Source organism: Enterococcus sp. LJL99 (assembly GCF_054871725.1).
The window spans coordinates 336,987-361,231 of sequence record NZ_JBTXLT010000001.1 but is presented as its reverse complement, the minus strand read 5'-3'; the positions used below and the strand labels follow the sequence as shown (position 1 = coordinate 361,231).

Here is a 24,245-nt window from a genome sequence, read left to right as displayed (position 1 = left end):
TAGCTGCTTATTGTAAAATTGAAGAGAAAAAGGTAAACTATTAAAAAAAAATTAGAATATTCAAATTAATTAAAGGACTGGTGCGTAATGAAAACACATCAACAGAATCAAGAAAAAACGATGTATGATCCATCGTTTGAAAAAGATGCTTGTGGTATGGGCTTTATCGCTCAAATCGATGGGATAGCTTCACACCAATTGATTGATCATGCATTGACGATGTTAGAACGAATGAATCATCGTGGAGGAACAGGAGCTGAGCCGGATACTGGAGATGGCGCTGGAATTTTAATGGCTTTGCCAGATACTTTTTTCCGGAAAAAAGCAGCAGCTCAGCAAATTGTCTTACCGGATAAGGGAGAATACGCAATCGCTAACCTATTCTTACCAAATGATGAAAACAAAAAAGAACACTTGTTATCTTCAGTCCTACTGGAAATTGAAACAGCTGGGTATCGCGTTTTATGGACAAGAGAAGTTCCGTTTTCTTTTGAACATTGTGGACCTGGTGCACAAAAAGTAATGCCGAGTTTTGTACAGATCATGATTGAAAAACCTTTTGATGTCATGGTAGGTCGAGCTTTCGAAGACCGTTTATTCCGCTTACGCCGCCATTTAGAAAAAATTTACGCTCCAAATGAGTTGGCCATCTGTAGTTTATCCTCAAAAACAATCGTTTATAAAGGGATGCTTCATGCCTATCAAGTTCGTCTATTTTATCCAGATTTACAAGATAAAACGATGGCGAGTAGCATAGCTCTTATCCATTCACGATTTTCAACAAACACTTTTCCTAGCTGGGATCGAGCACAGCCGTTCCGTTTTCTAGCGCATAATGGTGAAATCAATACTTTGCGTGGTGCCGAAAATTGGATGCACAGCCATCATATCGAAGTTTACAACGAAGAAAATTCCGATTCTGCAAAATTAGAAAACTGTATGGAATACTTATACCGCAATGGTCGAGAGATTCCTCAAGCTCTGATGATGATGATTCCAGAAGCTTGGTCTGAAGAAGCAAATTTAAAAGAAGAAGTAGCCGCTTTCTATGAATATTCTTCTAGTTTTATGGCACCATGGGATGGTCCTGCTGCCCTTTGTTTCACTGATGGAGATATGGTTGGTGCAACACTCGATCGAAATGGTCTACGTCCTTCGCGTTATTCAATTACCAAAGATAATTTTATTGTTGTTGCTTCTGAATCTGGTGTTGTTGATTTAGATCCTCAAACAGTGATTGAAAAAGGTGTTTTAGGTCCTGCGAATATGATTTTGGTCGATACAGTCGAAGGGAAATTTTATCGTAATGAAGAAATTAAAGATCGTTATGCGACAGCGAATCCTTATCGTCAATGGTTGGAAGAGCAATTAATCACAATCGATGATTTAGAAGAGGGTCAGGAAGAAAATGCTGAAGTATCCAAAGAAGCACTCAATCAAATGTGGAAATTAAATGGTTATACGGATGAAATTATTCGTAAAACGATTGTTCCGATGGCTGAAAATGGTGAAGAGCCGGTCATTTCTATGGGGTATGATTCACCGCTAGCTGTCTTAAGTGAGAAACCACAATCTTTATTCACGTACTTCAAACAACAATTTGCTCAAGTTACGAATCCGCCAATTGATGCGATTCGTGAAAAATTAGTAATCGGAACAGAAATGTTTTTGGGTCGAGACAGTAATTTGTTGGAAGATCAACCAGAAAACTGTAATAAATTAAAAATTGAAAGTCCTGTTTTATCAACAAAGGATTTCTTAAAAATAAGAAATTTACACACAAAATCTCAAAAAGCCATCGTTCAGACGACGCTTTATTCATTGACTCCTGATGCACCTAATCGTTTATTAAGAGCATTAGAAGCGATGTTTAAAGATGTTGAGGAAGAAATTGAGAACGGTGCGAGTATCATTATTTTATCTGATCGTGGCGCAGCTGAAGATAAAATGAGTATGCCGATTTTACTTGCGGTCGCAGGTTTGCATAACTATCTAGTTAAGCAAGGAAAACGGGGACTTGTTTCAATCGTTGTTGATTCAGCGGAAGTCTGCGAAGTGCATCATTACGCGATGTTGATTGGTTATGGCGCAAGTGCCATCCATCCTTATGGCACGTATGTATCGTTAAAAGATTTTCACTTGGAAGATCAGTTGGAAAATTACCGTAAAGCAGCTGAAAAAGGAATTGTGAAAATTATGTCGCGAATGGGAATTTCGACGATTGCTGGTTATCATGGCGCACAGTTATTTGAAGCGGTTGGTTTATCCGAAAATGTTGTTCAAACATTCTTTACAGGTACGTCTACCCGAATCAGTGGCTTGACGATTGATCAAATTGAAAAAGAATATCTAGCTCGTCATACAGCTGCTTATGGAGAAAAAGAGACGGATTTCTTACCATCAGGAGGAAGTTTCCAATATAAGGCAGATGGAGAACATCATTTGTTTAATCCGAAAACAATCTACAATTTCCAACAAGCAGTTCGTACAGGTGACTATGCATTATATAAAACCTATTCAGAGCAACTGAATCACGAAGCCTTAGAAACGCCGACAACTTTGCGTTCTATGTGGGAATTTGAAACAGCTCGAACTCCCGTTAAACTTTCAGAAGTTGAACCAGCAGAAACAATTGTTAAACGATTTAAAGTAGGGGCAATGAGTTATGGTTCATTGAGTCAAGAAGCACATGAATGTATCGCAGAAGCGATGAACTCGATTGGAGCTAAAAGCAATAGTGGAGAAGGTGGAGAGAATCGTAATCGATTTAAATCAAAACCAAACGGCGTCAATTTAAATAGTAAAATCAAACAGGTCGCTTCAGGACGTTTTGGAGTGAATGCTGAGTACTTGATGAGCGCTGAAGAGTTACAAATAAAAATGGCGCAAGGAGCAAAACCAGGAGAAGGTGGCCAATTACCTGGAAATAAAGTTTTCCCTTGGGTTGCTGAGATAAGAGGCTCGACACCAGGTGTTCGATTGATTTCACCACCGCCTCACCATGATATTTATTCGATTGAAGATTTAGCGCAGTTGATTTATGACCTTAAAGCAATCAATCCTTATGCAAGAATTAATGTTAAATTGGTTTCTAGTACAGGCGTTGGAACGATTGCGACAGGTGTTGTTAAAGCTGGAGCAGATGTAGTCGTTATCTCTGGTTATGATGGCGGAACGGGAGCCTCTCCGCGAAATTCGGTCCGTGATGCAGGCTTACCTTGGGAAATGGGCTTGTCAGAAGCACACCAAACGCTATCGATGAATAATTTACGTCAACGAATGGTTTTAGAAACAGATGGAAAATTAATGACGGGACGAGATATTGCAGTTGCGGCTTTATTAGGTGCAGAGGAGTATAGTTTTGCTTCATTAGCACTTGTAGCAGTCGGCTGCGTGATGATGAGAGTTTGTAGTTTAAATACTTGCCCAGTAGGGGTCGCTACTCAAAATCCTGCTTTAAGAAAATTCTTTGCTGGAAAACCAGAACATGTAGTGAATACGATGATGTTCTTAGCAGAAGATTTGCGTGAAATCATGGCAGAGCTAGGCTTTAGAACAATTGATGAAATGGTTGGTCACACTGAAGTCTTGAAACCAAAATTTGTGGCAAAAGGAAAAGCGAAATCATTAGACTTTTCTAGAATGTTAGGTAAAACAATCGGTATTCAACGAAAAGTAGAAGACCCTTTCCAAGAAACGCGTCAGTGGAAAGAATTAGATGCCTTTGCGAAATCTGCGATTGAAAATAATCAAAAAGTATATGTTGAAGAAAAAATTACGAATGTGAATCGAACAGTTGGCGCTCGTATGGGTGGTTGGATTGCCGAACGTTTCGGTAATTATGAAGTGACACCAGGATTGCTGAACTATCATTATAAGGGAACCGCGGGTCAAAGTTTCGGGGCTTTTATTACGCAAGGAATGTCCTTAAAACTAACTGGTGAAGCCAATGATTATGTAGGAAAAGGACTGAGTGGTGGTCGTTTGATTATTGTACCACCAGAAGAGGCGGCATATGCTTCTAGTTCACCAATCGTCGGAAACGTTGCTTGTTTCGGTGCAAATCATGGGGAAGCGTACTTTAAAGGACGAGCTGGTGAACGTTTCTGTGTTAGAAACAGTGGCGCGACTGTCGTCGTTGAAGGCGTTGGCGATCATGGGTGTGAATATATGACAGGTGGAACAGCGGTTATTTTAGGTTCGACTGGTCGTAACTTCGGTGCTGGTATGTCTGGAGGGGTCGCGTATATTTATGACCCTGAAAATCAATTTGCTGAAAAATGTAACATGGAAATGGTGGAATTATTTGCAATTGGTGAGTCTGGACATGATGAACAATTGAAAGAATTGTTAGAAAAACATGTTGCTTTTACCAATTCAGAAAAAGCCCAAGCTATTTTAGCTAATTGGGAAGAGGAACAACAATTTTTCGTTAAGGTTTATCCAAAAGAATATCATGAAATGATTCAAGTAACTGAACAATTGAAAGAACAAGGGTTAAAAGGCGAAGAATTAGTAACAAAAGCTTTTGAAGCCGTGATTGGTACACAAGTTGTGCCACCAAAATCTAAAGCGAAGGAGCGTGACTAGTATGGGAGATCCTTATGGATTTTTAAAGTATGAACGAAAAAGTAACCCTTATAGACCTGTTGATGAAAGAATTAAAGACTGGCATGAATTGCAAGTTCCTTTAGATGAAAAAGAAAGAAAGGAACAAGCTGGAAGATGTATGGATTGTGGGATTCCTTTCTGTCACACGGGTGTCTTTTATGGCGGCAAACGTGCTGTATCGGGGTGTCCTAATGATAATCTAATTCCAGAATGGAACGATTTGGTTTACCGAGGTGAAACCGAAAAAGCCTGGGAACGGTTGAGTCGAACGAATCCATTACCTGAAATGACCGGTCGAGTTTGTCCCGCTCCATGTGAGAAGTCATGTACGGAAGCGTTGAATGGTTCAGGAGTTGCGATCCATGATAATGAACGTTTTATTATTGATACAGCGTTTGAAAATGACTGGGTTCGTCCAACAGGATTACCAAAAGAAAAAACTGATTTTAAAATCGCTATTATCGGAAGTGGACCTGCTGGGTTATCTGCTGCTTGGCGTTTAAATCAACTAGGACATTCGGTGACAATTTACGAACGCTCAGATAAATTTGGTGGCTTGTTGATGTATGGGATTCCTAATATGAAATTAGACAAAGATGTTGTTCAAAGACGAATCGATGTAATGGTTGAAGTCGGAATTAACTTTGTTGCAAATACAGAAATCGGTGTTGATCTAATGATCGATGATCTATATGCGCAATATGATCGAGTGATTGTGGCGACAGGTGCCAGTGTTCCGCGAGATTTAAAAGTAGCTGGTAGAGAATTTCAAGGAATTCAATTTGCGGTAGATTATTTGACAGAGGTTACCAAAGATGTCTTAAAATATGGTAAAGAAGCAACAAGTAAAAAACTTGCTGGGAAAAATGTCGTGGTAATTGGCGGCGGTGATACAGGGAATGACTGTATTGGTTCAGCGATTCGTCAGGGAGCAGCTTCGGTGAAACAATTAGAAATCACCCCTCAAATGCCTAAACATCGCACGGGTAACAATCCGTGGCCAGAATACCCAATGACTAGTAAAGATGGGTATGGTCAGGAGGAAGCAAAAACGGTTCAAAAAGAACAATTGACGCATTATCAAACATCTACGACTGCGTTTATTGGGGCGGAAAGAGGTCAATTAATTGGGATTGAAACCACTCAAGTCGATAATCAATTCCAACCAATTGCTGGAAGCGAATCAATTATGAAAGCTGATTTAGTTTTATTGGCTATGGGATTTGTAGGGCCTGAAAGAAGTTTATTAGAGCATTTAGAAGTAGATGAAATATTTGATGATTACTCAACGAATAATGAACGAGTTTATGTTGCAGGAGATGCTAAGCGTGGACCAAGTTTAGTGATTTGGGCTATCCGTGAAGGACGTTTAGCTGCTGAAAATGTAGATAAAACATTGCGTACACTTGTGGCGCAATAATTATGATTTAAAATCAAAAAGGCTGAAATTTATGGAAATCATTGTTCAGATTTCTATGAATTTCGCTTTTTTATTTTACTCAAATTGGCTCTTTTAAATGATTATTTTCCAAAAAAACACTAAATATTCATTATATTTGATGATTTTAACTGATTTGTTAGTGAATTCGTCCATTTGATTGGTATAATTTGAATAGTTAAGATGGTATAATTTTTAATATAAATAAAAACTATTTTTTGAAAAATAAAATAAAGAAGTAATTTAATTTGCAAACTGAACCCTAAGTAGACGGTATAAAAAAGTCAGGTTTTAGGCAATTAGTAAAAACTCATTCATTGCTAAAAGCGCAATAACTGAATTTGGTCTAATTGCTCAAACCAAAACGCCTTCTTTATAACCTAAATTTAAAATAGAAAAGAGGAAAGTTAATGGAATTCTTATTATCAACATCTATGCACAGACGAGTAACGTTATTGAATTTGCTAAATAGTTCGAATGGTTGGGTGACTTCGGAAAGGTTAGCGGATTTGATTGGTTGTTCACAAAAAACTGTTATGTTGGATTGTCAATATGTTGAGGATCGTTGGTTAGATTATTTGACCATTGAAACATCAAGAAAAAGTGGGATTCATTTAATTTTGTCGCCTCATCATTCGATTCATGATATTTACGCTGAAATTATTCAAGAGTCAAACGCATTTACCTTATTGGAAGCTCTTTTCTTTAATCCAAAACAAACGGCTGAATATTGGGAACAAGAATTATTTTTAAGTCATTCGAGTTTGTATCGTTTATCTAATGTAATCACGACTTCTTTGAAAAAGAGAAATATTACGATGAGTCGAAGTCCTTATTATATTCATGGTCCAGAGGAACGACAAGTTCGCTATTTCTTTACCTCTTATTTCTTAGAAGTCTATGGAATCCACGAATGGCCGTTTCCGCTAGATAAAGAAAGAATAGTGACTTTAGCCCAAAATATTAATGATTCTTCTGAACTTAATTTAAACGATATTCAATTAGCTCATCTTGCATATTCCATTGCAGTAACGGTGATTAGAGAGCATCAAGGCTTTTTGATTCAGTCGACATCAGATCCAATTCAACGATTCAAAGAATATACCATTGATGTTCGGCAGTACCGAGCGGATATTGAAGAAATTGTAAAACCTTTAGAGGCAAAAGTTCCAGATAATTGGTATGAAGATTTTTGTTATTCAATTTTTTGGTGGGATTTTGGTTGGGATAATCCCCAAGAGCGAATGAACATTATCAAGCAAGGTGTTGGGTTAGTAAAGACAATCAAAGAAGCACTAGAAATTCCGATAACTGAAGAAAGTCGGGAAAATATCGGTCGATTGATTGAGTATATTTATGCTAAACATAAAATGTATCCCTTTAAAAAATATATGGTGTATGATCGTTTTCTTTATTCTAGTAAAGCGATTAAGCAAAGTTTTGTTGTTTTTACAGCAGTGGTATCAAAATCATTACAAGTGCTTGAAAATAAAACGCAATTTCCTTGGTATTCGATGTATTTAGATGAAATCCTTCATGAAATCGTTATTCGTTGGGAATCACTCCCTCAATTGTTGGATGATATTCGTCATAAGGTTTCTGTAGCTGTTTTAAGTGATCTAGGAATTGAACACGGACAATTATTAGCATCAATAATAAAAGATAATTTCCAACACAAAATAGATATCACAGTAGAGGAAAAATCAATTGTTGATGAGAGAAAGCCATTGGATCTTAGTCAATATGATTTATATGTGTCTAACTATACGATTAAAGATGTGCCAGAAATCAATAGTGTAATCGTAGAAGACATTCCGTCATTTAAGAATTTGATTGATTTAAGAAAATTTATTGATAATCGTCGTTTAGTTTTACCAGAAGCAATCGACTATCTAAATCGATAATGATTGTTTAGAATATTATTAATCCTAAAGCTAAAAAAGTGCTGTGTTTTGCTTTATTTCAATGCTTTTAAAAAGTAGAACGATAGATTAAATTTTCTTTCTATGTTTTTAATGCCTTATCCATAAAAATCACGTATAATAGTAGATAGTGAAATTTCTAGGGAGGGGTAAAAAAATGGCATATCAAGCATTATACCGTGTTTGGCGTTCACAGCGTTTTGATGATGTTGTGGGACAAAAAGCAATTACTCAAACATTAAAAAATGCGATTGTACAAAAGAAAACCTCGCATGCGTATTTGTTTACCGGCCCAAGAGGAACTGGAAAGACAAGTGCAGCTAAAATCTTTGCCAAAGCGATTAACTGTCAACATAGTGTTGATGGCGAACCTTGTAATAAGTGTGAAACCTGTATTGCGATTACAGAAGGGCGCTTAAACGATGTAATCGAAATAGATGCTGCAAGTAATAATGGCGTAGAAGAAATCAGAGATATTCGAGATAAAGCTAAGTATGCTCCGACGCAAGCCGAATACAAAATATATATCATTGATGAAGTACATATGTTATCAACAGGAGCATTCAATGCTTTATTGAAAACACTAGAAGAACCACCACAAAATGTTATTTTTATTTTAGCTACGACAGAACCGCATAAAATTCCTTTGACGATTATTTCAAGAACGCAACGTTTTGATTTTAAACGAATCACGACACAAGATATTGTAAATCATATGGCGTATATTTTAAAAGAAATTTCTGTTGATTATGAAGAGCAAGCTTTATATGTAATTGGTCGAGCAGCTGAAGGTGGGATGCGAGATGCGTTGAGTATCTTGGATCAAACGATTTCCTTTAGTGAAGATAAAGTAACTTTAGCTGATGCGATGCAAGTGACTGGTAGTTTGACTTATGAAATGATGGATAATTACATTTCATATTGTGTTGCAGGTGATGTCGAACAGTCATTAGAAGCATTAGAAACTATTTTAGATTCTGGAAAAGAAGCACGTCGCTTTTTGGAAGATTTATTGCTGTATAATCGTGATTTATTGATGTATCAACAAGCACCTAATTTATTGAGTGAAAAGGCTGGTCATCTAACAGAGCGCTTTAAAGAAATTGCTACGAATACAAGTGCTGAAAAAATCTATCAGTTAATCCAAATCTTAAGTGATACGCAAAATGAGATTCGATTTACAAATAATGCGAATATTTATTTAGAAGTAGCTACTGTTAAATTAGCAAAAACAGTCCAACCTAATCTTGTAATGGAACCACAAAAACAGGTACAAGCTCAAGGCCATGAAGTCGATCTGCCAGATGTCTCGATTTTACAAAAACAAATCGAGCAATTGCAACAAGAGTTAGCAGAATTGAAGAAAAATGGGATTAGTCAGTCAGAAACAAAACCAGCAAAACCGACTAATAATCGAGTGACTAATAGCCGAAACGCGGTTCGTATCCCGACTGAACGTGTGTATCAAGTGCTAAATGAAGCGACACGAGAACATTTAGGGCATGTGAAGAATGTTTGGGAAGACTTGCTCCAAATGCTTTCTGTAACCCAACGAGCGATGCTAAAAGCAAGTGAGCCTGTCGCAGCGAGTCCTACAGGAGTCGTCATAGCCTTTGACTATGAAATTGTTTGTGGTCGTGCAATGGATGACGAGGAGTTACAACTTGCTGTGCACAATAATTTAAGTAGATTGGTCAATTATGCACCGTCTATGATTTGTATTACGAGAGATAGTTGGCCAAGCTTGAGACAGTCGTTTATCACTCAAAATAAGGAAAATCCTACAGATACCAATGATCGAACCGATGTCACTGTTAGTGCTGAATTATTGGATGTTGAAGAAGTAGTTGAAGAAAAAGAAAATACAGTAGTAGACGAAGCGGTTGCTTTATTTGGTGACTCGCTTGTTGAAGTAATAAATGATTAGAATGGAGAAGATAAATAATGATGCGTGGTATGGGAAATATGCAAGGCATGATGAAACAAGTTCAAAAAATGCAAAAAGATATGGCAAAAGCACAAGATGCATTGAATGTGAAGGAATTTACAGGAGAAGCGACGAATCAATTTGTAACGGCTATTTTTACAGGAGATCGTAAAATGAAAGATTTAACGATTAAAGAAGAAGTTATCGATCCTGAAGATGCAGAAATGTTGCAAGATTTAATCGTGATGGCGGTTAATGATGCATTAGCTAAAATTGAAAAAGAAACAGAAGCAACCATGGGACAATATGCTAAAGGAATCCCAGGTCTATAAACTGGTTATGACCTAAAACTAAACAACCGAATCTTATCGAAATCCTAGCTGATTTCAGGTAAGATTCGGTTGTTTGATTAAATCTCTTTATTTACTTAATTTAATTATTAGAAGTCCTATCGCTTATTCAACTGGATTAATAGAAAATAAGCAAATTTTTAAAGGAAAAATGGTATAATAAGAGTTGATTTTTTAACTAAATAATAAAAAAATTCTATTTGCTCAATGCTTAAGATAAACGAATGAAAGGACTGATAGAGGATGCATTATCCTGAACCTATCGCAAAATTAGTAGAAAGTTATATGAAATTACCTGGAATAGGTCAGAAAACAGCCGTTCGTTTGGCTTTTCATACGTTGGATATGAAAGAAGAGGATGTCAATGCTTTCGCTAAATCTTTGATTAGTGTGAAACGAGATTTACATTTTTGTAGTATTTGTGGAAATATCACAGAAGAAGATCCTTGTGAAATTTGCCAAGACAAAACCAGAGACCGGAGTACGATTTTAGTCGTGGAAGAGCCAAAAGATGTGATGGCTTTAGAGAAAATGCGTGAATACCATGGATTATATCATGTTCTTCATGGTGTACTTTCACCAATGGAAGGAACAGGACCAGAAGATATCAATATTGCTTCATTGATTCAGCGTCTACATGATGATGAAGTAAAAGAGGTAATTATCGCAACGAATGCAACAACAGAAGGAGAAGCAACTGCTATGTATCTCTCTCGTTTAATCAAACCAGCTGGAATCAAAGTGACTCGTTTGGCACATGGACTATCTGTTGGTAGTGATATCGAGTATGCAGATGAAGTGACATTGTTAAAAGCAGTGGAAGGTCGGCGGGAACTATAAAGTATTTATAAAAGAAAAAGTAATTAGAAGTTATTTAATTAGTTGTAAAAAGGAGCTAATAAAATGATCTTGGAAGAGTTTGATGAAAATAAAAAGGCTAAAATCAATCCACAAATGATAATAAAAAAGAGTCCCAATTTTCCCGAAATCGTGATTGCGTGTTTCTCTAAAAAAATAGTTGATGATTTTGTCGCAAAATATAATCTGGAAAAAATTGGCGGTACTTATTCTTTGAATGGGGAAATCCCGATTTATTTGTTTGAAAAGGAAAATTTGAGAGTTGCTATAACAATGGCTTGTTTAGGCGCATCTGCTTGTGTCGGACACTTAGAAGAATTGATTCCTCAAGGAGTCAAAGTATTTATTGTATTTGGAACTTGTGGTGTTCTTGATCGTTCGATTGCTCATAGTCAGATTATTCTTCCGACGGCAGCTGTAAGAGATGAGGGAACTTCTTATCACTATATGGTGCCGACGGATGAGGTAACGATGCCATATAGGGACTCATCCTTTATGAAGAAAACTCTTTCTAAAAAGCAAATTCCTTTTATTGAAGCAAAAACTTGGACTACCGATGCGCTTTATCGAGAAACAGAAGCGAAAATAAAACGGCGAAAAGAACAAGGGTGTGCGGTTGTCGAAATGGAATGTTCTGCTCTATTAGCTTGGTCACAATTCCGTGAAGTTCAGTTATACCCGTTTTTCTTCACGGCAGATAATTTAGATGCAGTTGAATGGGGAAGTCGTAAAGAATATCGAAATAACTTACATAATGCATTAACGGTTGCTTTAGAATTAGCCGATGAGATTAGTAAATGTGGATAAAAAAGAAAGCGAGGTGAGAGAAGATGGATCTTAATGAACTGAAAAAGCAAATGCATAGTGGTGAAATTTATTATGAAAGTCAGGAATTATCAGCAGAACAAGCAATGTATCGTGATTTATTATTTGAATTTAATCATTTATTACCAAGTAAAACCAAGGAAAAAGCGGCTATTTTAGCGAAATTATTGGGCGATTTTGGGGACGGGTCATATATTGAACCACCATTTAGAGCGAACTGGGGGAAAAATACTTATTTCGGTAAAAATGTTTATGCGAATTTCAATTTGTCGTTAGTAGATGATACAACCATTACAATCATGGACGAGGTAATGATTGGTCCTAATGTGACGATTTGTACAGCAGAACACCCTCTTGATCCTAAGTTAAGAAAAGCAAAAGCGCAGTATAACTTACCCGTACTTATTAAGGAAAATGCCTGGATTGGAGCGAATTCGATTATTTTATCAGGAGTAACAATTGGTGAGAATAGTGTAATTGGAGCGGGAAGTTTAGTAACTAAAGATATTCCCGATAATGTATTAGCTTTTGGTAGCCCATGTCGAGTCGTAAAGAACTTATAGTTAAGAATTATTGATTAGTTGGTAATGAAGTAGGAGTATACAACTTGTCGCTTGTTTTTTTTATGGAGGTTTTTATGAAAGAACGTGTCGTATTATTTAGTGATGCAATTATAGCAATCATTTTAACGATTATGGTGATTGATTTACCGATTGAATTTTCTTCGGGTGAATTGGACTATGTTTTGTTATTACGCAGTGTAGCGATTTACTTTATCAGTTTTTGTTTTGTCGCAGATCTTTGGTTTCAAACTGCGCAAGCATTTAACAAGGTAGAAGTCGTTAGAAATAAAGATTTAGTTATTTATTTGATTTCCTTATTTTTCTTATCTTTAGTGCCAAAAGCTACTGGATTAATCATTGAAGATACAACGAAAGAAACACTATTTATCTATGGTTTACTGACTTTAATAGTTGTGATTTTGACACAATTATTACTAATTTCATTGACTAAAGAAGCGATGCAAGAACATAAAATCGATGCCTTTTTTATTGAGGTATTGAAAAAACGGTCGATAATGACGATTGGGTTAAGGCTAGTGCTATTACTGTTATCATTTTTTGCAGTAACCGTGACGTTGGGTATTTACATGTTTTTACCGATTTTTAGTTTTTTACAAAATGTAATTGATCGAGAAGAAGAAGCCTTTGTTAATCAAATGGATACAGAGCAAAAAGATTTTTATTTGAGTGATAAGAAAAACTTTTGGGGAAATTCAGCCCGTAAGTATTCTCGGATTTTACAAACTTCTTTGGGCGATGCACGAAGAAATAGAGAAAATCTTTCTCCCGAATGGTGGAATCAATTTAACGAGCAGTGGCAAAAACAGTTAGATGAAGAAATCACTACAACCAAAAGACAATTGGTGCAGGCAGAAACGAAAAAAGAAAGCAATAGTTTAGCTCATCGCTTAAATCGCTTAGAACATGAAGCCGAAAAAATGGCAAAAAAAGTCTACTTAGCAAAAGCCCATCAGTCAAAACAACCAGAAAAAAAATAGAGGTTGAGATAAAAGTGATTAGGTCTGAGAACCGAGCAATTGGATGAAGGAACAGTTATTGCATTCTTTACAATGAATGATGGTCAGGGATTTGCCGAGATTCTGATGTTCACCCACTTTTTTATTTTAAAAAGGTTCTTTTGGTTAAAGATAAACATTTCACTTATGTTTCATGCATAAAAAAGAAGCAGAATAGTTTCATTTATCAGCCGTTTCAATTAGACTGTCAAGAACAGATACAGTATAATAAAGTAGACGATTCAAATGAGTAAGATAGGAGCAAAAACAGTGCAAGGTATTTTTATAACAATTGAAGGACCAGATGGAGCAGGAAAAACGAGTGTCCTAAGCGAATTGTATCCGAAATTAGATTTAGTAGCAAAACGTTCAATTATTAAAACGCGTGAACCAGGAGGGATTCCGATTTCGGAAAAAATCCGTCAAATCATTTTGGACCCTAAAAATGAAGAAATGGATGAACGAACTGAAGCTTTGTTATATGCAGCAGCTAGACGTCAACATTTGATGCAAAAAGTATTGCCAGCTTTAGAAGCGGGCGATATCGTTTTATGTGATCGATTTGTTGATAGTTCATTAGCCTATCAGGGAGCAGGTCGTAGAATTGGGGTTGAAGCAATTGCTTCAATTAATGAATTTGCAATTGAAGGAACTGTTCCAGATTTTACTATTTATTTAGATGTTGATTCAGATACTGGCTTACGAAGAATTCAAAATAATCGTAAACAACAAATCGATCGTTTAGATTCAGAAGGGCTTGAATTTCACCAACGTGTTCGTCATGAATATTTAAAATTAGTTGATGAAAATCCAGAGCGAATCATTAAGATTGATGCTAGAATGAGTTTAGAAAATGTTGTTGAAGCAACGTTCCAAGCAATTATTGATCGATACCCAAACTATTTTAGAAACTAGGAAGGTGACCACCATGAAAATTATTTTAGCAATTGTACAAGATAAAGACAGTAATCGATTAGCGAACGAATTTATTGATGCAAATATTCGTGCGACAAAACTATCTTCAACAGGTGGTTTTTTGAAAGCAGGGAATAGTACATTTATCGTGGGGATTGACGATGACCGTGTAGATGAGGCGTTAGAATTAATTAAGAAAACGTGCGAATCACGTAAGCAATACGTTTCAACACCAGTTACCTTGGATATCTCAATGGATGGTCAAGTTCCTTATCCTGTAGAGGTTGAAGTCGGTGGGGCAACGGTGTTTGTCTTGCCAGTTGAAGGCTTCCATCAATATTGATATGAATGAAAAGCAAGTTCTTTCAGAGCAACAACCATTGCTCTTTCAGCAACTTCAAAAAAGTTTTAAGCATGGTCGAATTGCCCATGCTTATCTTTTTGAAGGGGATTCCGGAACAGGAAAACAAGCATTTGCTTTATGGATGGCTAAACGAATTTTTTGTACGCATTTAATCGATGACAATCCTTGCAATGAATGCCATAACTGTATTCGAATCAATGAAAATGAACATCCAGATGTACTTAGAATTACGCCAGACGGCCAAACAATTAAAGTCGATCAAATCAGACAATTAAAATCGGAGTTTAGTAAAAGCGGGATGGAAGCAGCCAAAAAAGTTTTCATTATTGAGCAAGCAGAAAAAATGAGTATTGGCGCAGCGAATGGTTTACTTAAATTTTTAGAAGAACCTGATGGTAAAGTTGTGGCAATCTTAGAAACAGCTTCACTTCCTAAAATCTTGCCGACAATCCAATCAAGATGTCAAATCTTACATTTTCAACCATTAAATAAAGAAAAATTAAGAAATGCTCTTGTTGCTAATGGATATACTAAGCAAACCGCAGAACTTTTAACAGAACTCACAAATAGTTTTGATAAAGCAGTTGAAATCGCTGAAGATGAATGGTTTAATGAAGCTAGGGAAATAATTCAACAATGGTTTGACTACTTGGTTCAAGCTGATCACCAAGCATTTGTTTATGTTCAAAAAAAGATGCTTAAAGATTTTAAAGAAAAAGAGCAGCAAGCCCTAGGATTTGAGCTTTTATTAGCCTATTTTCGAAAACAACTTGTTCAAGATGTGAAGGTAGCTAAATCTAAAAGAATTGTTGAAAAGCAAGCAGAAGCTGTTGAGCTGATTTTAAAGGCGCGCCAAAAATGGGAAGCCAATGTTAGCTGGCAAAGTGTTTGTGAACAATTAGTACTACGTATGATTGCCCTAAAATAGAAGTAGGAGGATGGAAATGGTAGAAGTAGTAGGAGTTCGCTTCCGAGAAGCTGGTCATATCTATTATTTTGCTCCTGGAAAATCAGAGTATTTTTACAATGATAAAGTCCTTGTGGAAACACAACAATCTAAACAATTGGCGACAGTTGCCATACCTAAAAAGACGATTGATCCTGAAGATTTACCAGATGAGTTAAAACCCATTTTAAATAAAGCATCAAAAAATGATTTGGAGAAAGAACAAAAAAATTTGGATGATGCACGAGTTGCCTTGTCTACAGCGAAAGAAAAAATCTTGGCTCATGAATTAGAGATGAAATTAATTCGTGTTGAATATACCTTTGATCGTAGTAAAATGATTTTTTACTTTACAGCAGATGGTCGAATTGATTTTAGAGAGCTAGTAAAAGATTTAGCAGCTATTTTTCGTACAAGAATCGAATTGCGCCAAATTGGTGTGAGAGATGAAGCCAAAATCTTGGGTGGAATTGGTCCTTGTGGGCGACCATTATGCTGTTCTTCGTTTTTAGGTGATTTTATGCCAGTTTCAATCAAGATGGCAAAAGACCAAGGGCTCTCTCTTAATCCAGTGAAAATCTCTGGTCTATGTGGTCGTTTGATGTGTTGTTTAAAATATGAGAATGATGAGTACGAAGCAGCTAAAAAAGAATTACCAGATTATGGTAAACAAGTAGTGACACCCGATGGTAAAGGAAAAGTAGTTGGGTTAAACTTGTTAAGTAGAGTGATTAAGGTGCGCTTAGTTGGACGTGAAACAGCGGTAGAATATGAGTATGAAGAAATAAAAGAAGCTACCGAAAAAGCTCGAGTTGCCGAAACGGGTGATTTGAATGGATAAGCGTTCTTTATATGATGGTGTAGATTCATTAGAACAAGAATTAAAAGGAACTCTTTCTCAATTGAGCGAGATTAAAGAGGCTTTGCATGAGTTGGTTGAAAAAAATACGACCTTAGAGATTGAGAATCAACGACTTCGTGAACATTTACAAGAATTGAATAAACTAGCAAATGAATCAGCTGATTCAGCCAAACAAGAACTTTCTAAATCTAGAATGAATTTAGAGAAACTTTATGAAGAGGGCTTCCACGTATGTAATATTTTATATGGTTCTCGTCGCGAAAATGATGAAGAATGTGCCTTTTGTTTAGATGTAATTTATGGAGAGCGAACGAAGTAAACATAAGTAAAATACAATATAGTAAGAGATTGAGACGAAGAGTGTGAATTTTGGTGCTGAGTAATACGATAATTAATCGTAACTATTTGGTTCTGAAATGAAGGCACTATTGTCTTAATCTCTATTTTTGAAAGGATGTTGCAGATGCTAAAGCAAAAGAGCTATGCTGAAAGCTCAGCTGGGTGTTTATATTTAGTTCCAACGCCAATCGGTAACTTGGAAGATATGAGCTATCGCTGCATTAAACAACTTAAAAACGCTACTTTAATCGCTAGCGAAGATACAAGAAATACCCAAAAATTATTAAACCATTTTGAAATTTCAACACCACAATTAAGTTTTCATGAGCATAATTTTAAAGAAAGAATTCCCCAATTAATAAAAAAAATGCAAGCAGGGGATACCATTGCTCAAGTTAGTGATGCTGGGATGCCTTCTATTAGTGATCCAGGTCATGAATTGGTGGAGGCTTGTTTAAAAGAAAACATTAAAGTGATTGCCTTACCGGGGCCTTCTGCAGGAATTACTGCGTTGATTGCTTCTGGATTGATTCCTCAACCTTTTACATTTTACGGATTTTTACCTCGAAAGAAAAAAGAACAAGTTGAACGATTAGCTGATTTAAAAGAATTAGAAGCAACTAGTATTTTTTATGAATCCCCCTACCGTATTTTAGCTACTATAAAAAATATGGCAGAGGTATTTGGTTTTGAAAGGCAAGCTGTTATTTGTCGCGAATTAACAAAACTGCATGAAGAATATTTGCGTGGCTCACTGGCTGAATTAATTGATTACTTGGCTGAAAATACACTTAAAGGAGAATGTTGCCTACTTGTGGCTGGCTTTTCTGGTGAAAAAGAAATTGATGATGAATCATTGTTGTTATCAATTCGTCAACATGTGGAGCAATTAATCGATGAAGGTTTGTCATCTAAAGAAGCAATTAAAGAAGTAGCGAAAGGTAGAAAATTAAAAAAGCAAGAAGTCTATAAAGAATATCATGTTGATTGATTTTTTTAGATTGATAGTTGAATGAGTAGTGAAAAAATAGAAAACTGATTTATCGATGTTAATAAAAGTAACTTCATTTGTTAGGAAAATGAAGTTATTTTTATTTTTTTTAAGTTTTTGCTAGTTATTGGGATTATATGATGGTAGAATAACTAACATCAACTGGTTGAGAGTTGATAATTTTTACTATTTTAGGGGGATGATTGATATGGAAGCTGGAAATATTGCATTTATTTTAATTTGTTCGGCTATGGTATTTTTAATGACACCTGCATTAGCTTTTTTTTATGGAGGATTAGAACGTCGAAAGAACATTCTAAATACTATTATGATGGTTATCTGCGTCATGGGTTTAGCTTCTGTATTATGGATTATTGTAGGATATAGTCTCTCATTTAGTGGAGACCAGTTATTTGTCGGAAATTTTGATAAATTATTTTTTAATCATGTTTCATTAACAGAAGGTGAAGGAATTCCAGAGGCTTTATTTGCTGGATTTCAAATGATGTTTGCGATTATTACAACGGCGATTATTACAGGAGCGGTTGTTGGAAGAATGAGATTTTCAGCAATCTTTATTTTTATTGCTATTTGGTCAATCATCGTCTATTATCCAATGGCTCATATGGTTTGGGGCGGTGGCTTTTTAGAAGAAATTGGTTCGATTGATTTCGCTGGTGGAAATGTTGTTCACATCAGTTCAGGTATTTCAGGTTTAGTATTAGCTATTGTTTTAGGTCAACGAAGAGAGTATCGACAAAATGAATATCGACCACATAATATTCCGTTTGTTGTTTTAGGAGCAGGGTTACTTTGGTTCGGTTGGTTTGGTTTCAATGCTGGTTCGGCGTTGGCAGCTGATGGGTTAGCAATTCATGCGCTATTAACGACCAATACTGCAGCTGCAACTGCGATGCTTTCTTGGATGTTGATTGAAAAATTAACAATTGGAAAGCCAACCGTTATCGGTGCTTGTACCGGAGCTGTTGTTGGTTTAGTAGCCATCACACCAGGAGCAGGTTTTGTCTCACTTTGGAGTTCTTTTGTTTTTGGCGCTTTAGTTAGCCCGTTTTGTTATTATTTCATTTCATTTGTAAAACACAAATTAGGCTATGATGATGCCCTTGATGCGTTTGGTTGTCATGGTGTTGGTGGGATTTTTGGTGGAATCATGACGGGCGTATTTGCTGATCCTTCAATTGGAGGAAAAACTGGTTTACTTTATGGCGGTGGGGAATTATTTATTGCTCAAGTAGCTAGTATTGCATTTACCGTTGTTTTTGCTGCTGTGGCTAGCTATTTAATTATTAAAGGCATTCAGTTATTTATGCCAATTAGAGTTACGGCAAAAGAAGAAGCAATTGGCTTAGATCGAATCGAGCATGATGAAACGGCTTATCCTACCTTTATGGGATTAGATTCTTAGGAGGACGATGAATGAAAAAAGTAGAAGCAATCATTCAACCAGAAAAATTAGAAGAAATAAAATTAGCTTTAAATGAGATTGTCGATGCAACGGGGATGACTGTTTCACAGGTTTTAGGTTGTGGGAATCAAAAGGGAATCAAAGAGTACGTGCGCGGGCAAGAAGTCATTACTACGTTATTACCAAAAGTGAGAGTTAGTTTTGTTGTCTTAGACGAAACAGTGGAGAAAGTTATTTCGTTGATTTTGGAAACTTGTCAAACAGGAACCGTCGGAGATGGGAAAATTTTTATTTCAACGGTTGACGAGGCAATCCGCATTCGAACAGGTGAACGTGGAGTTAATGCAATCCAAAACACGACTAAATAAAGTAAAAATGGTAAATTTATAAGAATAAGCGATAAATCATGAAGATAACTAGAAACATGAAAAGTTCACATTCTATGTTGGATGAGTGGTACTTGATGTTCTTCAAGTTTTTATGATAAATCGCTTATTTTTTTATGAACTACTTTTGACCTAAACGAGTCTTTTTTTATTGATAACGAACAAAAGTTCGTCTATAATGAATAGAACGACAAGCAGTTATTTTAGGGGGAAAATCTCAATGCCGAATGAATTACGTTTTCCTTTGAAAAAGGATACTTCACGTAAAATTGTTCATATTGATATGGATGCTTTTTTTGCATCTGTCGAAGAACGAGATCATCCAGAACTTGTTGGCCATCCATTAGTCATTGCTCGCCATCCTAGTGATACAGGCGGACGGGGAGTGGTAACGACTGCCAATTATGAAGCGCGCAAATTTGGGATTCATTCAGCGATGAGTGCGCAAAAAGCGTTTGAATTGTGTCCAGAAGCCATTTTTAAACCTGGTGACCATCAAAAGTATTCAGAGATTTCGCAGCAAATTCGAGCCATTTTTCGTCGTTATACCGATATTATTGAACCAGTTTCGATTGACGAAGCCTATTTAGACGTCACAACGAATAAAATTGGTAGTAAATCAGCAATTAAAGTCGCGAAATTGATTCAATTTGATATTTGGAACGAGCTTCATTTAACTTGTTCAGCAGGAGTAAGTTATAATAAATTTTTAGCTAAACTAGCATCGGATCACCAAAAGCCAAAAGGTTTGACAGTTGTAATGCCAGAGGATGCAGAAGCTTTTTTAAAGGCCTTACCGATTGAAAAATTTCATGGAATCGGTAAAAAAACTGTTCCGAAAATGCATGATTTAGGCGTTTTTACGGGTGAAGATTTATATAATATCGATGAAATGGAACTAATTCGGCAATTTGGCAAGATGGGCTATTCTCTTTATCGAAAAGTTCGAGGGATTCATAATTCACCAGTAAATGTAACTCGAGATCGTAAATCTGTCGGTAAAGAACATACCTATGGCGTCCCGCTCAGAACAGAGGATCAAGTAGTCACTCAGCTTAGACAGCTTTCAGAACGAGTAGAAGCTTCTTTAAAACGAGTGCAAAAACATGGGAAAACAGTGGTTTTGAAGGTTCGTTATGCGGACTATACAACAATTACCAAAAGAAAAACGTTACCGGAATATGTTTCGAAAAAGGAGCAGATTTATTATCAAGCGCATTTGATTTGGGAAGAAGTTTTAGGTTTGGAGTCGGGAATCAGACTATTAGGTATCACTGTGACAAATCTTGATCCTGTGACGTATGAAAATATTACTTTGCCTTTATGGGAAAAGCAAACCTCCGATAATAAAAAAGAGTAGAGATAAGAAAATCAACAATGATTTTTCTTATTCCTGCTCTTTTTTATGATTAGAACAATCAAATAAGTTTGGCTTTCTTGATTTGTTCGTAGGATTTTTCTGCATCATGGCATTTATCCCAGATAATCGGTTTACCGCTGGCTAATGATTTTTTGACATCTAAGATTCTTTGGTTGCTACTACCGCGAAATTGCAGATTTAAATCACGCTTGGCTAGTTCGAAACGACCATCAACTAAAATATCTATTTTACTTAATAATTCTAATTTATCCTCAGAGTCTTGAATTAATTCTTCGAAGGTATAGCCTGACCAAGACCAAATATCTTTAGTGTCACCAAACTGTTCTCTGACTCGATTAACTACAGATAAACAAACTTCAGTATTTAAAAAAGGTTCTCCCCCCAATAGCGTTAATCCTTGGACATGATCATGAGCCAAATCAATTAGGATTTGTTCTTCTAATTCTTTTGTGTAAGGTTTTCCATAGCGAAAACTTTGAACGGCTTCATTGAAACAACCTTCACAAGCAAATAAACAGCCACTGACGTAAAGGCTATTACGAACCCCTTCACCATCAACGAAATTAAACGTTTTGTAATCTGCAATGTATTTTTGACTTAATTTTTCTGATAACCATTCTTTTGGTGCTGGATTTTTCATTGTCAGTCCCCCTTTCAAAGGAAAAACGATGCTCACAAGCGAATGCAGGGAACATCGTTTTTTAGTAAGTGATAGCTTGTTAACTTGTAATAACAGTTGAAACATAAATCAAAGCTAGTAAAATCATTCATCTTACAGATAGATTTTGCTATTTCATATGTTTCACTCGAGATGAGATTTCTTTATGACGACCGTGAACCATGGGTCTTGCTTGTGGATTACCAAGATAACCACAAGTACGTTTGACTACATCACAAGATTTTGGATCATGATTGCCGCATTGTGGACATTCAAACCCACGTTCAGTTGGATGGAAGTCCCCTTCAAAATCACATTCATAACAATGGTCAATGGGTGTATTTGTTCCAAGATAACCGACACGATCGTAAGCATAATCCCAAACAGCTTCTAAAGCTTTAGGATTTTGTTGTAAAACTGGATATTCACAATAATGAATGAAACCACCTGAACAATATTGTGGATAATCTTTCTCGAAATCTAATTTTTCAAACGGCGTTGGATTTTTACGCACATCATAATGGAAACTATTGGTGTAGTAATCCTTATCGGTAATATTTTCGACAATACCAAATTTTTCGGTATCTAAACGGCAAAAACGATCCGTTAAGCTTTCGCTTGGTGTTGAATAAACACTAAAATGATAACCATAATCATTGCCCCATTGGTCAGCGTGAGCTTTTAACTCTTTAACGATTGCTAAGGTAAATTCTTTTGCCTCAGGATCATTTTCCCATTCGCCACCAAAGAAAGCAGAAGCAGCTTCGTATAAGCCGATATAGCCCATTGAAACAGTTGCTCGTTTGTTTTTAAATAATTCATTGACAGAATCTTTGCGAGATAATCTTTTTCCAAAGGCACCATACATATAGAGAATAGGTGCATTGGCAGGGGTTGCTTCTTTACAGCGTTCTACACGATAAACTAGCGCATCTTTCATCGTTTCCAAACGTTCAGCTAAGAGTGTCCAGAATTTATCGATATCGCCATGTGCTTCTAAAGCAATTCTTGGAATGTTTAATGTAACTACACCCAAGTTCATGCGTCCTACATTGATTTCTTCGCCTTCTTCATTTTTCCAACCTTGAAGAAACGAACGACAACCCATAGGAACTTTGAAACTACCCGTTAAGTCAACTAATTTATCATAATTTAAAATATCTGGGTACATTCTTTTAGTAGCACATTCTAGTGCTAATTGCTTAATGTCGTAGTTTGGATCTTCAGCGTTCAAATTGACCCCACGTCTTAACGTGAAAATCAATTTAGGAAAAATAGCGGTACGTTTTTCACTCCCAAGTCCGTTGATGCGGATTTGTAAGATTGCACGTTGAATTTCACGTTCAAACCAATTTAACCCTAAGCCAAACCCTAAAGAAGTGAAGGGCGTTTGACCATTTGATGTGAATAACGTATTGATTTCATATTCTAAACTTTGCATAGCATCGTAAATATCTTTTTTCGTTTTTGATTTAGCAAAGGCTTCTTGGCGTTCAGGGGTCTCAATCCATTCTTTGGCATCTGCTAAATGTTTTTCATAATTTAGTTTTGCAAAGGGAGCTAAAAGTTCATCCACACGGTCAGCTGAACAACCACCATATTGGCTTGAAGCAACATTCGCAATGATTTGAGAAATTTGGGCTGTTGCTGTTTGAATCGATTTTGGTGATTCAACTTCGGCATTTCCAATTTTAAATCCGCCATTTAACATCCCTTTAAAGTCAATCAAACAACAGTTAGTCATCGGTGTGTATGGATGGTAATCTAAGTCATGATAATGAATATCACCTTTTTGGTGCGCATTAGCTACATGTGCAGGCAACATTTTAAGCCCAATTGATTTACCAACAATCCCAGCCGTTAAATCTCGTTGGGTATTAAATACATCACTATCTTTATTCGCGTTTTCGTTGACAACGGTTTGGTCTTTATTGATTAGCTTGCCAATGGTAAAATTAATATCTGTTGCTTTACTACGCTCAAAGTCGCGACGTGTACGGTAATTAATATATTCTTCTGCCAGTTCATATTCATTTAGCTCTAATAAGATATGTTCGACCACGTTTTGAATTTCATAAATTTTTACATTATCTAGAAAACGTTCAGAGATTTCTTGATCAACACGTTCAACGATTTCTTGAATTCGTTCATGAGCGAGAGGATCTAGGGTACCATGAATTTTTTGTTCAGCTTTGATCAAAGCATCGTATATTTTTTGATCATTAAAATCGACTAAGCGTCCATCTCTTTTGACGATTTTTAATGTGTGTAATGTAGAATCTGTTCCATTCAAAGGATTTTTTTCTTGTTTGATTTCCATCATTTTTACCCAGCTCCTCTTTCTTATTCCTTATCTATAATAAAACAAATTCAATATTGTTTCAACTAGATATAGTGGTCATTTTTTTAAAATAACGGAAAAACCATCTATATGTTGTGTTTAACTGGTTTTGAAAAGAGGATGAAA

General features: G+C 36.2%; 20 protein-coding genes. 18 read left to right on the top strand and 2 right to left on the bottom strand.

What is annotated here, in order from left to right; translation table 11 throughout:
• The first annotated feature begins 87 nt into the window (after positions 1-87).
• The 18 genes from gltB to dinB all read left to right on the top strand — a co-directional run bounded on the left by gltB (position 88) and on the right by dinB (position 21,099).
• Positions 88-4,590: a glutamate synthase large subunit gene (gene gltB, locus ACYSNW_RS01755; protein WP_461742631.1), complete on the top strand. Its 4,503-nt coding sequence runs from the start codon at positions 88-90 to the stop codon at positions 4,588-4,590.
• 1 nt (position 4,591) lies between these two features.
• The gene (locus ACYSNW_RS01750) at positions 4,592-6,031 is read left to right on the top strand and encodes a glutamate synthase subunit beta (protein WP_461742629.1); all 1,440 of its coding nucleotides are present in this window, start codon (positions 4,592-4,594) and stop codon (positions 6,029-6,031) included.
• A gap of 428 nt (positions 6,032-6,459) precedes the next feature.
• A complete protein-coding gene (locus tag ACYSNW_RS01745) occupies positions 6,460-7,953 on the top strand; it encodes a helix-turn-helix domain-containing protein (protein WP_461742627.1) in 1,494 nt (497 codons plus the stop codon).
• A gap of 175 nt (positions 7,954-8,128) precedes the next feature.
• Positions 8,129-9,898 (top strand): DNA polymerase III subunit gamma/tau, encoded by a 1,770-nt coding sequence (gene dnaX / locus ACYSNW_RS01740; RefSeq protein WP_461742626.1) that lies wholly within the window; start codon positions 8,129-8,131, stop codon positions 9,896-9,898.
• 17 nt (positions 9,899-9,915) lie between these two features.
• A complete protein-coding gene (locus ACYSNW_RS01735) occupies positions 9,916-10,230 on the top strand; it encodes a YbaB/EbfC family nucleoid-associated protein (protein WP_461742625.1) in 315 nt (104 codons plus the stop codon).
• Between the two features lie 261 nt (positions 10,231-10,491).
• Positions 10,492-11,088 (top strand): recombination mediator RecR, encoded by a 597-nt coding sequence (gene recR / locus ACYSNW_RS01730; protein WP_461742623.1) that lies wholly within the window; start codon positions 10,492-10,494, stop codon positions 11,086-11,088.
• A 63-nt stretch (positions 11,089-11,151) separates the two neighbouring features.
• Complete coding sequence (locus ACYSNW_RS01725) at positions 11,152-11,913, top strand: nucleoside phosphorylase (protein WP_461742622.1); 762 nt, start codon at positions 11,152-11,154, stop codon at positions 11,911-11,913.
• 23 nt (positions 11,914-11,936) lie between these two features.
• On the top strand, positions 11,937-12,494 hold the full coding sequence (locus tag ACYSNW_RS01720) for a sugar O-acetyltransferase (protein WP_461742620.1): 558 nt from the start codon (positions 11,937-11,939) through the stop codon (positions 12,492-12,494).
• A gap of 74 nt (positions 12,495-12,568) precedes the next feature.
• Positions 12,569-13,492, top strand: coding sequence for a TMEM175 family protein (locus ACYSNW_RS01715; protein ID WP_461742619.1), 924 nt, complete (start codon positions 12,569-12,571; stop codon positions 13,490-13,492).
• A 288-nt stretch (positions 13,493-13,780) separates the two neighbouring features.
• A complete protein-coding gene (gene tmk, locus ACYSNW_RS01710; protein WP_461742990.1) occupies positions 13,781-14,425 on the top strand; it encodes a dTMP kinase in 645 nt (214 codons plus the stop codon).
• A gap of 13 nt (positions 14,426-14,438) precedes the next feature.
• Positions 14,439-14,768: a cyclic-di-AMP receptor gene (locus ACYSNW_RS01705; protein WP_461742617.1), complete on the top strand. Its 330-nt coding sequence runs from the start codon at positions 14,439-14,441 to the stop codon at positions 14,766-14,768.
• 1 nt (position 14,769) lies between these two features.
• Complete coding sequence (gene holB, locus ACYSNW_RS01700; protein WP_461742989.1) at positions 14,770-15,717, top strand: DNA polymerase III subunit delta'; 948 nt, start codon at positions 14,770-14,772, stop codon at positions 15,715-15,717.
• A 16-nt stretch (positions 15,718-15,733) separates the two neighbouring features.
• Complete coding sequence (locus ACYSNW_RS01695) at positions 15,734-16,576, top strand: PSP1 domain-containing protein (protein WP_461742616.1); 843 nt, start codon at positions 15,734-15,736, stop codon at positions 16,574-16,576.
• Positions 16,569-16,916, top strand: coding sequence for a DNA replication initiation control protein YabA (locus tag ACYSNW_RS01690; protein ID WP_461742615.1), 348 nt, complete (start codon positions 16,569-16,571; stop codon positions 16,914-16,916). Before ACYSNW_RS01695 ends, ACYSNW_RS01690 begins: the two co-directional genes overlap by 8 nt.
• A 144-nt stretch (positions 16,917-17,060) precedes the next feature.
• Complete coding sequence (rsmI, locus tag ACYSNW_RS01685) at positions 17,061-17,927, top strand: 16S rRNA (cytidine(1402)-2'-O)-methyltransferase (RefSeq protein WP_461742614.1); 867 nt, start codon at positions 17,061-17,063, stop codon at positions 17,925-17,927.
• Between the two features lie 208 nt (positions 17,928-18,135).
• Entirely contained in the window at positions 18,136-19,353 is a 1,218-nt protein-coding gene (locus tag ACYSNW_RS01680; protein WP_461742613.1) for an ammonium transporter, read from the top strand.
• A gap of 11 nt (positions 19,354-19,364) precedes the next feature.
• Positions 19,365-19,721 (top strand): P-II family nitrogen regulator, encoded by a 357-nt coding sequence (locus ACYSNW_RS01675; protein WP_461742612.1) that lies wholly within the window; start codon positions 19,365-19,367, stop codon positions 19,719-19,721.
• 238 nt (positions 19,722-19,959) lie between these two features.
• Positions 19,960-21,099 (top strand): DNA polymerase IV, encoded by a 1,140-nt coding sequence (gene dinB, locus ACYSNW_RS01670; RefSeq protein ID WP_461742611.1) that lies wholly within the window; start codon positions 19,960-19,962, stop codon positions 21,097-21,099.
• Positions 21,100-21,157: 58 nt separating this feature from the next.
• Here the strand turns inward: dinB and nrdG are convergent, their stop codons facing one another.
• Both nrdG and nrdD read right to left on the bottom strand, forming a co-directional pair.
• A complete protein-coding gene (nrdG, locus tag ACYSNW_RS01665) occupies positions 21,158-21,760 on the bottom strand; it encodes an anaerobic ribonucleoside-triphosphate reductase activating protein (RefSeq protein ID WP_461742610.1) in 603 nt (200 codons plus the stop codon).
• A 148-nt stretch (positions 21,761-21,908) separates the two neighbouring features.
• Entirely contained in the window at positions 21,909-24,101 is a 2,193-nt protein-coding gene (nrdD, locus tag ACYSNW_RS01660) for an anaerobic ribonucleoside-triphosphate reductase (RefSeq protein WP_461742609.1), read from the bottom strand.
• Positions 24,102-24,245: the final 144 nt, after the last annotated feature.